16 protein-coding genes and 1 tRNA gene are annotated in these 15,661 nt (G+C 39.6%); 9 read left to right on the forward strand and 8 right to left on the reverse strand.

Annotated elements, in window-relative coordinates; genetic code table 11:
- A partial coding sequence (locus LLF28_05505; GenBank protein ID MCE5194900.1) for a hypothetical protein occupies positions 1 to 518 on the reverse strand: 518 nt, incomplete at its 3' end.
- A gap of 400 nt (positions 519 to 918) precedes the next feature.
- On the opposite strand from LLF28_05505, the gene LLF28_05510 reads away from it, so the two are divergent.
- A complete protein-coding gene (locus LLF28_05510; protein MCE5194901.1) occupies positions 919 to 1,500 on the forward strand; it encodes a hypothetical protein in 582 nt (193 codons plus the stop codon).
- Positions 1,497 to 1,832: a hypothetical protein gene (locus LLF28_05515; GenBank protein ID MCE5194902.1), complete on the forward strand. Its 336-nt coding sequence runs from the start codon at positions 1,497 to 1,499 to the stop codon at positions 1,830 to 1,832. Before LLF28_05510 ends, LLF28_05515 begins: the two co-directional genes overlap by 4 nt.
- A gap of 143 nt (positions 1,833 to 1,975) precedes the next feature.
- Here LLF28_05515 and LLF28_05520 read toward each other — a convergent pair.
- The 7 genes from LLF28_05520 to rsxC form a co-directional block, all read right to left on the reverse strand.
- A tRNA-Ser gene (locus tag LLF28_05520) sits at positions 1,976 to 2,065 on the reverse strand.
- 79 nt (positions 2,066 to 2,144) lie between these two features.
- Positions 2,145 to 3,287 (reverse strand): Fe-S cluster domain-containing protein, encoded by a 1,143-nt coding sequence (locus LLF28_05525; protein MCE5194903.1) that lies wholly within the window; start codon positions 3,285 to 3,287, stop codon positions 2,145 to 2,147.
- A gap of 36 nt (positions 3,288 to 3,323) precedes the next feature.
- On the reverse strand, positions 3,324 to 3,911 hold the full coding sequence (locus LLF28_05530; GenBank protein MCE5194904.1) for a hypothetical protein: 588 nt from the start codon (positions 3,909 to 3,911) through the stop codon (positions 3,324 to 3,326).
- Positions 3,912 to 3,921: 10 nt separating this feature from the next.
- Positions 3,922 to 4,554 (reverse strand): electron transport complex subunit RsxE, encoded by a 633-nt coding sequence (gene rsxE, locus LLF28_05535; protein ID MCE5194905.1) that lies wholly within the window; start codon positions 4,552 to 4,554, stop codon positions 3,922 to 3,924.
- Entirely contained in the window at positions 4,544 to 5,110 is a 567-nt protein-coding gene (locus tag LLF28_05540; GenBank protein MCE5194906.1) for an RnfABCDGE type electron transport complex subunit G, read from the reverse strand. The genes rsxE and LLF28_05540 overlap by 11 nt, the downstream gene beginning before the upstream one ends.
- The gene (locus LLF28_05545) at positions 5,107 to 6,147 is read right to left on the reverse strand and encodes an RnfABCDGE type electron transport complex subunit D (protein MCE5194907.1); all 1,041 of its coding nucleotides are present in this window, start codon (positions 6,145 to 6,147) and stop codon (positions 5,107 to 5,109) included. Before LLF28_05545 ends, LLF28_05540 begins: the two co-directional genes overlap by 4 nt.
- Complete coding sequence (gene rsxC, locus LLF28_05550; GenBank protein ID MCE5194908.1) at positions 6,144 to 7,451, reverse strand: electron transport complex subunit RsxC; 1,308 nt, start codon at positions 7,449 to 7,451, stop codon at positions 6,144 to 6,146. The genes LLF28_05545 and rsxC overlap by 4 nt, the downstream gene beginning before the upstream one ends.
- A 139-nt stretch (positions 7,452 to 7,590) precedes the next feature.
- Here rsxC and trpD point away from each other — a divergent pair, with 139 nt between their 5' ends.
- From trpD to lpxK, 7 genes are all read left to right on the forward strand, one after another.
- Positions 7,591 to 8,601 carry an anthranilate phosphoribosyltransferase gene (gene trpD / locus LLF28_05555; protein MCE5194909.1) on the forward strand — a complete coding sequence of 337 codons (1,011 nt, stop codon included), beginning with the start codon at positions 7,591 to 7,593 and terminating at the stop codon, positions 8,599 to 8,601.
- A 95-nt stretch (positions 8,602 to 8,696) separates the two neighbouring features.
- Positions 8,697 to 9,614 (forward strand): Gfo/Idh/MocA family oxidoreductase, encoded by a 918-nt coding sequence (locus LLF28_05560; protein ID MCE5194910.1) that lies wholly within the window; start codon positions 8,697 to 8,699, stop codon positions 9,612 to 9,614.
- A 27-nt stretch (positions 9,615 to 9,641) separates the two neighbouring features.
- A complete protein-coding gene (locus LLF28_05565; protein MCE5194911.1) occupies positions 9,642 to 10,727 on the forward strand; it encodes a DegT/DnrJ/EryC1/StrS family aminotransferase in 1,086 nt (361 codons plus the stop codon).
- A gap of 39 nt (positions 10,728 to 10,766) precedes the next feature.
- On the forward strand, positions 10,767 to 11,921 hold the full coding sequence (gene lpxB, locus LLF28_05570) for a lipid-A-disaccharide synthase (GenBank protein MCE5194912.1): 1,155 nt from the start codon (positions 10,767 to 10,769) through the stop codon (positions 11,919 to 11,921).
- The gene (locus tag LLF28_05575) at positions 11,918 to 13,645 is read left to right on the forward strand and encodes an ABC transporter ATP-binding protein/permease (protein ID MCE5194913.1); all 1,728 of its coding nucleotides are present in this window, start codon (positions 11,918 to 11,920) and stop codon (positions 13,643 to 13,645) included. Before lpxB ends, LLF28_05575 begins: the two co-directional genes overlap by 4 nt.
- Positions 13,626 to 14,879 carry a 3-deoxy-D-manno-octulosonic acid transferase gene (locus LLF28_05580; protein MCE5194914.1) on the forward strand — a complete coding sequence of 418 codons (1,254 nt, stop codon included), beginning with the start codon at positions 13,626 to 13,628 and terminating at the stop codon, positions 14,877 to 14,879. Before LLF28_05575 ends, LLF28_05580 begins: the two co-directional genes overlap by 20 nt.
- 36 nt (positions 14,880 to 14,915) lie before the next feature.
- Positions 14,916 to 15,661: tetraacyldisaccharide 4'-kinase (gene lpxK / locus LLF28_05585; protein ID MCE5194915.1), on the forward strand; the 746-nt coding region annotated here is incomplete at its 3' end.

Here is a 15,661-nt window from a genome sequence, read left to right on the forward strand (position 1 = left end):
ACATTGACCATTCCTGATTCGACTTTTGCTGATGTTATCTGAGCTGTATAGTGAATGTTAAGGTCAATCACCTTTGTGTCCACAACTTTGGACCCGCTGGTCAGATTAAGACTCAGCTTGTTGTATTTTGAATTTCCAATCTCCATTATCGGTTTGATCTCTGTATATGTTTTCCCCGGCGCTAAATTATTTATGTGCAGAGTATTTGTGCCTCCTGTAATCTTGTTCGGCCCAAAATGCAGATATACTCCGAGACCTATTGTGCCTGTAACGCTCTTTGGTCCTGCATTTTTTACTGTTACTTCATACTGCCATTCGCATGAACTTGCTGATTCTTTAAGTTTTAGAGAATCGATTTTCAGCCCCGCCACTCCTATATCGATAGTGGCTGTCTTTGGATTGAGAGATGTTTTAGGCTGGACTGATTTAAAAGGCGGCTGTGTATCTGCGGCAAAACCAGTTATGCAAAAAGCAAAGGAGATAATTAAAACTGAAATAATCCTGAATGTATTTTTCATAAACCCTCCAAAAAATAATACTGTTTTAGTCTCTTTAAAAACTGCTCAACGCAATGAAAGTATAGGAAATTTGATTGCGGTTTACAAGGAGAAAATTAAAAATGGCGGTGTGTATTTTGAAAAAATCCGAACTCTTCGCCGCACTTTTCGCATTTATACTCAAATATAGGCATTGTATCTCATGATTGATTGCTGCGTAAATTATTATATTACACGGCATAGAGCAGCAGAGACAATCCCTACAAAATCCTCTCTGCCATTTTCGATTGTTTTGTAATATCTTCTGCTTGACTACAGCAACCTTGATTACTATAATTTGACATGATGTTGAAGAAACTGAAAAGAGAATGCTGGGAGCTTCCAGGTATATTATTAATTCCATGAATAGACCAAAATCACCATGAAGAAGCAAGAGATTATAAAAAACCCTTTGACACTTATCGCTACATTCGCTAGTCTTTCTGATGTGGCCATGACAGCAGTGCTACCATTTCTATCAACCGAAATTCAGAATATCTTAATTTGGTTTGTTATCGGATATCCAGTGCTACTGGTGTGCGGCTTTTTTTATATTTTAATTTGGAAAAGAGAAGCATTATATGCTCCTTCCGATTTTAAAGATGATGCTTCATGGCTTGAGGTGCTACAAAACTCCCAACGCAATATCCTTAACAAATATCCAGTGGAACCAGCTATCTCCGCTGCATCCAAATCAAAAGCCAATTATCAACAAGCAACAGATTTTACGCATTTGAATAACAACTTATTTTACTCTTTTCTTAAATCTCTGGATATAAAACATTCTGATATAGAAAAAATTGTTTTAAGTGTTGATGATGCAGATAAGCTCCCAGATATTGTATCTTCCCTAACATCCAATAAAGGAATCAATGATAAAGTGAAGAGAGTATTGGCTGAGTTTCCAAGCAGTAAGGACGATTTTTTTAAATTGAAATCAATTCTGAAAGGAGGGTGTAAATGATCTCTGGCATTTACTTAGTCTCATTCGTAGCTAATAATAATACGTTTGGGGAGGGGATTGTTGTTGTTAAAGACGGATCGGTAAACGGAGCTGACGCAACCTATCTATATCGCGGCCACCTTGATTATTACGGAGATGGTATTAAAGCATCTGTGGAAGTAAAACACTACAGAGGCCCTATCAATTCTGTACTAGGACCGATAAAGCAATTCAACCTCAGTCTCTCTGGAAAGTTGTCTGGCAATAACTTTCAAGTCTCTGGAGGCATGGCAACTATGCCTAGTGTATCAATAACTATTACAGGGTCTAAAATTGCTGATTTGGCAGAATAATAAATAGTATAATTTTAGTTTTATCAGGGACACATCCCGTAGTTTTATCAGGGACACATCCCGTATTTCCATTTATGTCGTTATTTTCTCTCACCAAAAGCAGTATAAGACAAATTTTCAGAGAATTACAAGGACAACATGAATGGCGGAGGGGGTGAGATTCGAACTCACGGTAGAGTTGCCCCTACAACGATTTTCAAGACCGTCGCCTTCAACCGCTCGGCCACCCCTCCAAAGGGTTTTATTATACCAAAAACAAGTTCAGAGTTGTTTTTTAAAAAGGAATATAAAGTATAAAATCAGAAATAAATATCAGGAAGCTATTTTTGTCTTCTTCTCTTTTGCCTTTTCAAAAATCTCAGGCGCATTGAATGTGCCGTTGATTGCCTGTACAGGACATTTCTCCGTGCAGATTCCGCAGCCAATGCACTTATCTTTGTCTATAACATGCTTCTTCTTTAATTCGCCTGACGCTGCATTAACAGGACAGACTTTTGTACATATCTGACAGCCGATGCAGTTGTCCATTACAAATGCTTTTGACCTGTGAGGGATAAAATCAGTAATAGCTTTTGTAGGGCATTTCGGAACGCACAAGCCGCAGACTTTGCATTTGCTTATATCTATTCTCGCAAGATTATCAGTCATTACAGGAGCATTGAACGGACACACTTTAAGACACATTCCGCATGCAATGCATCCTATTGTGCAGTTCTTTTTTGTCTCGGGTCCTTTGTCTTTTGAATGACATGTTACAAGAACTTCTTTTGACGCAGGCAAAACTTCTATGACTTTTGTCGGACATGCCTGTTCGCATTTTCTGCATCCAGTGCATTTTTTGATATCAACAAATGGAAGGTGGTCTTCTGTCATTTTAATTGCATCAAAAGGACATACTCTCTCGCATGTGCCGTATCCAAGGCATCCGTATCTGCATGCCTTGTCCCCGCCGCCTGCAAGGATCACTGCCCTGCAGTCCTGAACGCCTTCGTATTTAAATCTCTTTACTGATTTAGACCAGCCGCCCTGGCACATTATCCTTGCAAAAATAGGCTCTGTTGTTACAGCAGCTTTGCCTGTGATCCTCGCTATCTCTTCTGCTGTATGTTTTCCTCCTGGAGCGCAGAGATTCGTGGCAATGTCAGGATTTGTTGCAACAGCTTCGGCATAACCCTGACATCCTGCAAATCCGCATGCTCCGCAGTTAGCGCCCGGAAGTACGTCTCTCACCTGTTCGACTTTAGGGTCTGTCTTAACAGCGAACTTTGCTGCTGCAAAGGCAAGCCCAATCCCAAAAACTATTCCAAGTCCAACAAGGAACAATAATGTGAAAAACAATATCTGTGTGATATCTATCGGACCACTGACATCGATCTCACCGCCAACACCTGCATGAGCTGATGCAGAAAATATCAGAAAAAATATGACGGTTGTTATAAAAACCTTTTTTGTCATCTGCTTGATTTATTCTCCAAAAATAATTTTATTTATCTATAGAGTAATCAGTCCTGCAAACCCGAGAAATGCCAGAGCTATTAGACCAGTGACTATAAATGATATAGGCAGTCCCTGAAATGCCTTTGGAATATTTGCAACCTCAAGCCTTTCTCTTATGCTTGCCATGATTATCATCGCAAGGCTGAAACCCACACCTGAACCAAAACCAAAAACCATGCTCTGTATGAACCCGTATCCTGATGAGACATTCTCAAGAGGAACAGCAAGTATAATGCAGTTTGTGGTAATAAGCGCAAGGTAGATGCCAAGCCTGTAATAAAGTCCAGGGGAAATTTTTTTCATTATAGTATCTGCTGCTTGAACAAATCCTGCGACAACTCCGATGAATATTACTATTTCAAGAAAACCCAGTCCGAGTGGAACCATTATGAATTTATATATTATCCAGTTCAGCGCAGCGCTGATTATCATCACAGATGTAAATGTGATGCTCATGCCTATCGCAGTATCCATTCTTCTTGTTACTCCGAAGAATATACAAAGACCAAGGTATTTTGTGAAAACAAAATTATTTATAAGGGATGCTGCAATAAATATCTCAAAGAGTTGTGTAAATTCCATGTCTTATCTCCTAATGACCCTTAGGCGTCTGAGGCGCTCCGCCAAAAAATTTAATGTCTATCCAGTTGAAAATACCCATGAGAATTCCCACCGCAAAAAACCCTCCTGTTGGAAGAACCATAATCAGAAGAGGCTTTGCATTAACTATTGGGATGTCCCATACCGATCCCTTTCCCAAGAGTTCCCTGAAAAATCCTATAACAACCAGAGCAAGCAGAAATCCTAATCCTACTCCGAGTCCGTCGACCAGTGACGGCACAGTCTTGTTCTTGCTTGCAAATATCTCTGCCCTTGACAGTATTATTGCAAACGCTACTATCAACTTTATGTACAAACCCATCTGCGCATAGACATCCCTGAAATAAGCAGCCATCGTAAGGTCAGTTACAGTGACCCATGTTGCAATGATAAACATATATACAGGGATTCTTACCTTCGGGTTAATAAACTTTCTTATAAGCGATACAGTGATATTCACCATTATCTGAACAAATACAACTGCAACACCCATCATGAATCCGTTTTTGAGCCTATTCGTAACAGCAACTGCAGGACAGAGACTTAGCGCGACTCTGAATATCGGATTCTCTGAAAAAATTCCATTTTTGATTAACGCAAGATAACTTATCTTTTTACTGTTCATTTTTTGCTCCGGAATATTTCTCTTTGAGGAGTTTTACCGCATCCTTAACGCTGTTTGTAACAGCTCTGCTAGAAATTGTTGCGCCTGAGATCGCCTGTATTTTATCTGTGCCTTCAACCTTTACCACCTCAAGCTGGTCTATCATCTTGGACTCAAAACGTTTTTTGAAATACTCCTGTTCTATCTCATCGCCAAGCCCAGGCGTCTCGCCATGACCTAGTATGCTTATGCCTTTCACCTTCATCTCTTTGTCAACTGAGACAAGCACATTTATGTAACTTGAATATCCTTTGCCGTATGTTGTAATAAGATATCCTATTGTCTCGCCGTTTTTTTTGCCTTCAAAATATTTTCCTTTTTTCCCAAAAGGCTTCCACTCTCCGGCTTCCACAATAGCATCTGCATCAGGCATCATTGCCTTTCTTGCAAGCGTCTCTTCCTGCTCCTTTTTCTCTTTTATAACAGGCGCTGTTATTGCAAAAACACTAGCCATAATAAACCCCGCTATAACAAATATTATCACCAGGCTGAATGTTATCTTTAACATTTCTCTCATAGCTCTTTTTTCCTTATAGAGCCGAAAACCTCTGACCTCATAGCCCTGTCAATCAGCGGAGTGAAACAATTCATTAGGAGTATTGCGAACATTACCCCTTCAGGATAGCCGCCTTTTATTCTTATCAGCATAGTGAGTATGCCGCAGCCTGTTCCAAAAACAATTTGTCCTCTTCTAATAGAAGGAGATGTTACATAGTCTGTTGCCATAAAAAATGCGCCGAGTATTAGGCCGCCGCTTAAAAGATGGACTATCGGATCTCCTGTGAAAAATGCGATATTGCCTGTTAAAGGATTTTTGCCTCCGAATATCCATGCGAGCAATGCTGATGTTGCAAGATATGAAAGAGGAATATGCCATGTTATATATCTCTTATATAAAAGAAATGCTGCTCCTATTAATAAAGCCAGCACTGATGTCTCGCCGATTGAACCTGCTCTATAACCGAGAAACAGCTGCGCATATAAGTTGCTCTTGTCTCCAAAGACTTCGATTAATCTTGTTATGCCCTCTTCTTTCAGAATGCCTAAGGGGGTTGCTGTTGTTTTTGCATCAAGCGCAAAGAATGCTGCTGTAGGCTCTGACCAGATTGTCATCGCCTTTGGAAATGATATGAGTACAAATGCCCTTCCTATAAGTGCTGGATTAAATATATTGTATCCAATCCCTCCAAAAAGCTGCTTTGTTATGATGATCGCAACTATCGCACCTATAACCGGGATATGAATCGTGAAAGGATTGATGGACAATAATGAAGGAGGCATGTTCAACCCGAGCAAAAGACCTGTGAGCACAGCGCTTCCGTCAGTTATTGTTATTTTTTTGCCTGATAATTTCTGCATTACATATTCTGAAAGCACCGAAATCAACATACACAAGGCTGTTATGAATAAAGCCTTTGGTCCGAAGAAATAAACTCCCATGAAAAAAGCAGGGAGAAGAGAAAGGCTTACTGCCCACATTATGCGGGTAGTGGATTCTTCATCTTTTATATGAGGACTTGTGCTGACTATTAATTCATTTTCTTTTGCTGTCATGGTTTCACCTGAGATTTTGCAAGTCTTACAAGCTGCACTATCGGCCTCTTTGAAGGGCAGACAAATGCGCATGAACCGCATTCGAAACAATCAAATATATTATATGACTTTGTCTCTTCATAAAACCCTTTTTCGGAATATATGCTCAGCATCGAAGGCATGAGTCCCATAGGACATATATCAATGCATCTTCCGCATCTTATGCACGGTTCGAATTCACCTGATTCCTCTACTTTATCGTCTGTTAACGCAAGTATTCCTGATGTGCCTTTTGTTACAGGAACATCAAGAGATGACAGCGCAAATCCCATCATTGGTCCGCCTGCAATTATTTTTGATGCATTTTCCTTGAGGCTGCAGCACTGTGTTACTAAATCAGATATAAGCGTGCCAATTCTCACTTTAAGATTTGCAGGTCTTTTTATCCCTTCGCCTGTTACAGTAACAACCCTTTCTATTAATGGTCTTCCGTATCTTACGGCCTCGTAAACAGCCAGAGCTGTTCCAACATTCTGCACGACTACTTTAACATCCATAGGCAGTCCTTTTGGCGGAACTTTTCTCCCGGTAATAGACTTTATCAGCATCTTCTCAGCGCCCTGAGGATATTTGACCTCAAGACTTTTTACCTTAATCCCTTTTGTTCTTAAGGCTGCTCTGCTCATGGCCTCAACTGCCAGAGGCTTGTTATCTTCTATGCCTATAAAACCCCTCTCAACATTAAGTATCTTCATTATTATCTTGAGTCCTTCTATTATCTCATCAGGTTCTTCAATCATCATCCTGTAATCAGCAGTAAGATAGGGTTCGCATTCTGCGCCGTTAATTATTACAGTGTCTATTGTTTTTTCTTTTGGAGGTGAAAGTTTTACTAGGGTAGGGAATGCAGCGCCACCCATTCCGACAATTCCTGCTGTCTTTATCTTTTCTCTTAGTTCATCAACTGACAGGTTTTCATAATCAGGGTCTTCTTTTAATTCTGCCCATTCTTCTTTCCCGTTGTTTTCTATCACAACAGAATTAATCATCTTGCCTGTTATGCTTGGGAATTCTGAAATTGCGATTACTTTTCCGGAAACTGATGAATGTATTGGAGATGATACGAATGCTGTCGGCTCTCCTATAAGTTCGCCTTTTTTCACATCCTGATATATTGAAACAACAGGCTTGCATGGAGCCCCTATGTGCTGGCTCATATGCATGACAACACGCATTGGGACGCCAGCCTTTTCAATACTTCTATCTGCTGTCAGCGCTTTGTTGTCAGGCGGATGAATTCCGCCCTTGAATGTTGCGCGGGTCATTGAAAAACCTCCTGAAGAATCAAAAATGCATGAGTAATAGAATTAAATAAATCATGACAATAAGTCAAGTATTGTGATAAAATTATGCGCTGAGATAACGAATTATAATATATTATTCGTTATATTTTGAGACATCACAATGATAAAAGACGCTATCAATCATCTTCTAAACAAAAAAACCCTCTCTGAAAACGAGATGTCAGAATGCATGAATGAAATCATGGAAGGGAATGCTACGGACGCCCAGATAGGTTCATTTCTGACAGCGCTCAGATTAAAAGGCGAGACAGTGGAGGAGATAACAGGGGCAGCAAAGATTATGCGCGAAAAAGCCGCAAAGATAAAAGCTCCTGAAGGCGTACTCGATACATGCGGCACAGGCGGAGATATGGCTCACACATTCAATATCTCTACAACAACAGCAATCATCCTGTCAGCATGCGGAGTTCCGGTTGCAAAACACGGTAACCGAGCTGTATCAAGCAGATCCGGAAGCGCTGATCTGCTTGAAGCGCTTGAAATTAGAATAGACCTTGAACCTGGGAAAGTTGAAAGTTGTCTCTTCGAGACAGGATTCGGATTTTTATTTGCTCCTATGTTTCACCCTGCTATGAAATATGCAGTCGGACCGAGAAAAGAAATTGGGATAAGAACTATATTCAATATTCTGGGTCCTCTCACTAACCCTGCAGGAGCAAAAAAACAAATACTAGGAGTATTCACAGATAAATTAACAGAACCTCTGGCAAGGGTTCTTGGAAATCTCGGCGCTGAAGATGCAATGGTTGTCCACGGAGAAGACGGACTTGACGAGATAACAATAGTCGATAAGACAAGGATATCAAGGTTTGCAGACAATAAAGTAAAAAACTTTTCTGTCTCTCCAAAAGATTTTGGGATGAAAAAGGGGAACAAAAACGACCTTAAAGGCTCTGACAAAGATGCCAATGCAGAAATCACAGTCTCGATACTGCATGGAGAAAAAGGACCAAAGAGAGATATTGTCCTGATGAACACTGCTGCAGCGCTCGTTGTCTCAGGCAAGTCGGAAAATTTCAGGGACGGAGTTGAGAGAGCTTCAGAGGCAATAGATTCAGGCAGGGCAGTAAAAAAATTGGAAGAGATAAGAAAACTGACAAATTCTATCTGAATTCTGCATACAAGAAAAAGCCTCAGTAAGACTCTTGCTCAAAGCCATTCTATTAGTGCAAAATACTAGATAATTTTTTAAGGAAAGGGATATAAGTGTCAATCAAAGTTGGTGTTATAGGAACAGGCTATCTTGGCCAGCATCATGCAAGAATATATTCAGAAATCGAAGGAGTAAAACTTACAGCCCTTATAGATATTGACAAGAAAAGGGCGGAAGAACTCGCATCAAAATACAAAAGCAAGGCTTATTCTAATTATAAAGATATAATAAAAAGCCTTGACGCTGTGAACATCGTTACTCCGACAATTTCACATTATGAAATTGCGCTTGCGTGCCTCAGGCTAGGCAAGGATGTCCTAGTGGAAAAACCTATAACATTTGATGTTGCTCAGGCTGACTGCCTTATTAATGAGGCTGAAAAAAATAAATGCATCTTGCAGGTAGGACATATTGAGAGATACAATCCTGCCTTGATAAAGGCATCTGAAATTATAAAGAAACCTCTGTATCTTGAATCAAGGCGTTATTCTCCTTTTACCGGCAGAGGGACAGATGTTGATATAACACTAGACCTGATGATACATGACATAGACATAATATTGAGTCTTGTGCCTTCCCCTGTAAAAGAAATAAGGGCAAACGGACAGCGCCTTCTTACTGATAAAATAGATTTTGCCAACGCATGGCTTGAATTCGAAAATAGAACTTCTGCATTTGCAAGTGTCAGCAGAGTATCTACCGAAAGACAGAGGATGCTTACTGTTTTTGAGAAGGATTCTTATACAATAGTTGACTACCAGAATCTTGAGGTCAAGTCTTATTTTAATGATAACAGCAAGTTGTCAGCTGATGCATTGCTCCTTGAGAAGAAAGAGCCTCTAAGAGAAGAGCTGATAGATTTCCTTTGCTGTGTAACAGAAAGAAAGAAACCAAAGGTTTCGGGTGTTGAAGGCAGAGATGCGCTGAAAATAGTTCTCGATATAACAGAAAAAATTAAACATAAAGAATAAAAAAATAAATAACTGGGAGAATTAACAATGGTTCCGATGGTCGATCTTAAAAAAGAATTCAACAATATCAGAAAAGAAATTTTTGATATTATCACAGAGATACTCGAAAGCACTCACTACATCCTTGGAGCAAAGGGCTCTGAGCTGGAAAGTAAGATCGCAGAATATCATGGCGTAGGCTCTGCTTTGGGAGTTGCATCAGGAACAGATGCGCTTCATCTTGCAATCGAGTCGCTGGGCATAGGCGACGGCGATGAGGTAATAACAACGCCATTCACTTTTTTTGCAACATCTGAAGCGATCATTTACACAGGCGCTACACCTGTATTTGTTGACATAGATCCCGAGACATTGAATATTGATGTTAAAAAGATAGAGGAAAAGATTACAGCAAGGACAAAGGCAATACTTCCCGTGCATATATTCGGCCATCCAGCTGAGATGAACGAGATAATGAGGATAGCAAAGAAACATAACTTGAAGGTAATCGAAGATTGTGCTCAGTCATTCGGAGCTTCTGTCAACGGCAGAAAAACAGGAAGCTTCGGGGATGCAGGTTGTTTCAGTTTTTATCCAAGCAAAAACCTTGGAGCATACGGAGACGGAGGAATGGTTACGCTTAACGATCCATCATTGGCTGATACAATCAAGATGCTCCGCAATCACGGCTCAAAAGCTGCATACAGGCATGAAACAATAGGCTTCAACAGCAGGCTGGATGAAATACAGGCAGGGATACTGCTTGTTAAATTCAAGAGAATTGACGAATACAATAAGCAAAGAAGAAATTGCGCAGAGCTTTATACGAAACTTATTTCCAATAAAGTAAAATGCCCGACAGAAAAGAACGGGTATTATCATGTATATCATCAGTACACAATCATGTCTCCAAAAAGAGATGAGATACAGCTGAAATTAAAAAATGCCGGCATATCATCAGTAGTCTATTATCCGATTCCACTGCACCTTCAGGAAGCGCTGGATTTCCTCGGACATAAGGAAGGTGATTTTCCTGTGACCGAAAAAGCAGCAAAGGAAGTTCTATCTCTGCCTATGTATCCTTCGCTTGAAGAATCAACAATAAAGGAAATTTCTAAAATAATTAATGATTAGCACGGATTCTGCGTTTCAATCAGAAAAAGCGGGCTTATTATGAAGACTATAATGATCGTTACCGGCGAGAGCTCAGGAGAATTATACGGCTCTCTGCTCGCCAAGGCTTTAAAGGAAAAACAACCTGATATCCGCATAATAGGCATAGGCGGAGATAGAATGAGACAAGCCGGAGTTGAAATCATCGCCGGCATTGCAAGCGCATTCGGAATATCAGAGGTTATCGCGGCATATAAAAAATTGAAAAAGACATTCGATCTTGCTGTTAAGGCATTGTCTGATCTTTCTCCAGATTTAATTGTTCTTATAGACTATCCTGATTTCAATATCAGACTTGCCAAGATCGCTAAAAAGAAAAACATTAAGATTCTATATTATGTAAGCCCGCAGGTCTGGGCATGGCGGAAAAAAAGGGCAAATACCATAGCCGATCTCTCTGACAGAATTGCTGTTATTCTTCCTTTTGAGGAAGAGATATACACTAAACTAGGCGCTGAATGCGAATTCGTAGGACATCCTGCATTTGAGGAGATCGAGCCGTTGGCTTCTGAAATTGCATCTTCAGAAACTGCAAAGGAAAATATCAAAAAAACACTCGGGCTTAAACCAGACAAACCTGTTGTAGCGCTTCTCCCTGGAAGCAGACCTCATGAATTGAAATCACTGCTTCCTGTAATGCTTGATGCTGCAATTGCTATTAATGCTGAGTACCCAGATAAATATCAGCTAATAATGCCCTTGGCTCCAAATATTTATACAGAAGAATATGATGATTATTTCTGCAGTCTGAAAAATGAGAGAGTTCTGATTAACAGAGAAAATGCAATAAAGTCTCTTGCTGTTTCTGATGCTGCAGTTATTGCATCAGGAACTGCAACGCTTCAGTCTGCATTCCTGGAAACACCTCTGGTTGTTATATACAAGCTCTCTCGGTTAAGCTATTTCATAGGAAAACTCATAGTTGATATAAAATACATATCGATTATAAACATTATTCCTGACAAACAGGTTGTAAAGGAACTGCTTCAAAAAAATGTAAGTGCAAAAAATATTATGGACGAACTTAAAAAAATTACCATGAATGGGGAATACAGAAAAAATATGATTGCGCACTTCAAGGAATTAAAAAGATCATTTGCAGGCAAAAAACCTTCGCAGCGTGTTGCAGATATGATAATTGAGATGACATCGTGAAAACTATAAACAGAATACTCGCGCTTTCAAAACCATACTGGGGAAGAATAATCATTGCCGCCATATGCAGCGTCTTCGCATCAGGCATGAACGGAGCGCTTGCATATCTCGTAAAACCTGCCGTTGACAAGGTATTTGTAGAGAAAAACAGCGAATATCTTGTTATGATTGCAATTGCTGTGTTTGTTGTCTATATCGCAAGGGGCATATTTGCATTCTGCCAGTCTTATCTCATGAGGTCTGTTGGCTTGAAGATAGTAAGAAACATAAGAAACAGTCTTTACGAACACGCCACTGTTCTCCCAATGAGCTTTTTTGGTAAAGACTCAACAGGTGCAATGATCTCAAGAATAATCAATGATGCTGGAACTATTCAGGGGCTTCTTGCATATACTGTTAAAGATATATTCGTAGAGAGTTTCACTGTAATTGCCCTTGTCGGTGTAGCTATGTATATGAGATGGGACATGACACTCATAACAATATTTGGACTTCCGATTGCGTTATATTATGTTTCAAAACTGGGCAAGAGATTAAAAAGTGTCAGTAAAAGGGCTCTGGAAAAAATATCGGAGATAACACAAATACTTACTGAAAGCTTTATGGGAATAAAAATAATAAAGTCATTCAACCGCGAACAAGATGAGTTGTCGAGATTTAAAAAGAAAAATCAGGATTATTACCGAGAACTTATGCGTTCGACAAGGATAGTAGAGGCAACCTCTCTAATCATGGAATTTGTCGGAGGGATTGGGATAGCATTTGTTATTTGGTACGGCGGCAGTTTTGTAATAAAAGGCAATGTAACACCAGGAGAATTTTTCTCGTTCATGACTGCAATATTTATGATATATACTCCGGCCAAAAGACTAGTAAATGCAAATAACAACCTGCATCAGGCAGGGGCACCGCTCGACAGGATAGACAAGCTGCTTGCAGAAAATAAAGAATCAGGAACAGATACAGAACTTAAAAACATTGACAAGGAAATAGTATTTAAAAACATCTCATTCAGATATGAGAACACAAAAGAAGATGCCTTGGAAGACGTTAATCTCTCAGTTAAGAAAGGTGAGATCATCGCACTGGTCGGGAAAAGCGGCGCCGGAAAATCCACATTCGTTGACTTAATATCAAGGTTTTATGATCCTATAAAAGGCGAAATACTGATAGATGGATATAACATATCAAGGGTTTCACTTAAATCCCTTAGACATTTGATAGGAATAGTAAGCCAGGACATAATCTTATTCAACGATACTGTAAGAGCAAACATTGCTTATGGCAGAAAAGATGCAACAGAAAAAGATATCGTCAATGCCGCTAAAGCAGCTTTCGCTCATGAGTTCATACTTGAGCTTCCGCAGGGATATGACACCATTATAGGCGAGAGAGGGATTAGGATATCAGGAGGTCAGAAACAGAGGCTATCAATAGCAAGGGCAATACTCAAAAATCCTCCTATATTGATACTCGATGAGGCAACTTCATCTCTTGACACGGCATCAGAGATGATGGTGCAGAAGGCGCTCGAAACACTTATGGAAGGAAGAACAACATTCGTTATTGCCCATAGACTCTCTACTGTAAGAAAAGCGGATAGGATTATAGTGTTTGACAAGGGAAAGATCACAGAATCAGGAACCCATAATGATCTCATAAAAAATAATGGGATATACAAAAAACTGCATAACCTTCAATTCAATGATTCAGCTGATATATAGTTTTATCTACAGCCTCGCGCTTATTTTTTTTATTCCTTTTGAATATGCAAAAAGATCAAGGGGGATAAGAAGACGCTGGCTCAGAGAAAAATTCGGATTCATAAGCTTTAATCATAATTCAAATCTTGTCTGGATCCATGCAGTTTCTATCGGTGAAATATTGGCGGCAGTCCCGCTCATTCAAAAACTCAAAGAGAGATTCCCATATATAAACATTGTTGTTTCCACCATAACAGACACTGGACAAAAAATTGCATCAGAAAAAGTTCCTGCCGGCACACAGGTGATTTACATGCCTTTTGATCTTAAATTTGTTTTAAAAAGAACACTAAAAAAAACCAGACCAGTCCTGTTCATCACAATGGAAACAGAGCTCTGGCCTAATATTCTGCTTTTTTTCAAAAAACAGAATATCCCGGCGATCATAATGAATGGCAGGATTTCTGAAAAGTCTTTCGATGGCTACATGAAAATAAGATTTTTTATGAAGAAAATCATAAGATCTATCGATCTTTTCTGCATGCAGGATTCTGTGTATGCAAAGCGGATAAAGGCTCTCGGCGCTTCTGAAGACAGAATAAAAATACCGGGGAATTTCAAATTCGACACAAAACCTTCTGAGAATCTGCTGCCATGGACAAGACTTCTTCCTTCTCCTGTCATAATCGCAGGAAGCACACACAAAGGCGAGGAAGAACTTATTCTTTCAGTATATAAAAAATTAGTGTCTGATATTCCTGAATTAAATCTGATCATTGCTCCAAGACATCCTGCTAGATTCAGAGAGGCAGAGGAACTAGTAAAAGAAAAAAAAATCAATTGTATTAAACGTACAGACATGGATCGCCTTGATGCAGCATCAAAGATAAAAGGGCATGTAGTGATTCTTGATGCTGTAGGAGAGCTTTCATCAGTCTATGCCATAGCAGACATTGCAATAATAGGTGGAAGCTTTATTGATCACGGCGGACAAAATCTCCTTGAACCTGCTTTCTGGGCAAAGCCAATAGTGTGCGGACCAAGTACGCATAATTTCCCTTTTACAAAGGAATTCTATAAAAAGAAAGCGGCAATCGAGGCATCTCGTACAGACCTCTATGAAAAACTAAAAGAGCTTCTTAGCTCGCCTGAAAAAAGAAATGCATTTGGTTCAAAGGCAAAGGAGCTCTACAATGAAAAAGCAGGAGCAGTTGACCGGGCAGTATCAGAAATTAAAAAATATATCAGAAACTGATATTTCTCTTCCAAAATTATTCTGGTAATATACCCTATGACACTTTTTGAACTTTTATACTTTGTGGGCTGTTCAGCAAAAAAATATTACTCCATTAAAAATCAGAAGCGCCTTCCCTGCAAGGTTATAAGCATCGGCAATATCACTACTGGAGGCACAGGAAAAACACCTGCAGTAATCGCTCTTGCTGAAAATTTAAAAAACAAAGGGATGTTCCCCGTGGTGCTCACAAGGGGATATAAAGGCAGGGCAAAAGATCCGTGTTTTGTAGAAAACAAGACTCCTGCAGAAAATTTTCCATCATACATGCTTTTTGGAGATGAACCTGTTTTAATGGGCAAAAAGCTGAAAGATGTTCCGATAATAAAATCCGCTGACAGATATAAAGGAGGAATGTTTGCTCTGGATAATATCAAAGCAGACTCTGATAAAATCGTATTCATACTAGACGATGGATTCCAGCACTGGAAATTATACAGGGATAAAAATATTTTGCTAATCGATGCCGAAAATCCGTTCGGGAACAGAAAACTTCTTCCTATGGGTATTCTTAGAGAACCCCTTAAAGAAATCAGACGTGCTCATATTATTTTGATCACAAAGAAAAAAAATATAGACGAAGAACAGCTTAATCTTTTGATAGAAGAGATCAAGACCTACAACCCTGATGCAGGCATATTCTTTTCAGAACATAAGCCAGTTGGTTTTATAAAACAATCAGGAGAAAATCTGCCTCTTGACTGGGCTAAAGATAAAGATATCCTAGCGCTTTGCGCTATTGC

The sequence above is a fragment of the Nitrospiraceae bacterium genome, assembly GCA_021373015.1.
Taxonomy (GTDB): Bacteria; Nitrospirota; Thermodesulfovibrionia; order Thermodesulfovibrionales; family UBA1546; genus JAJFTJ01.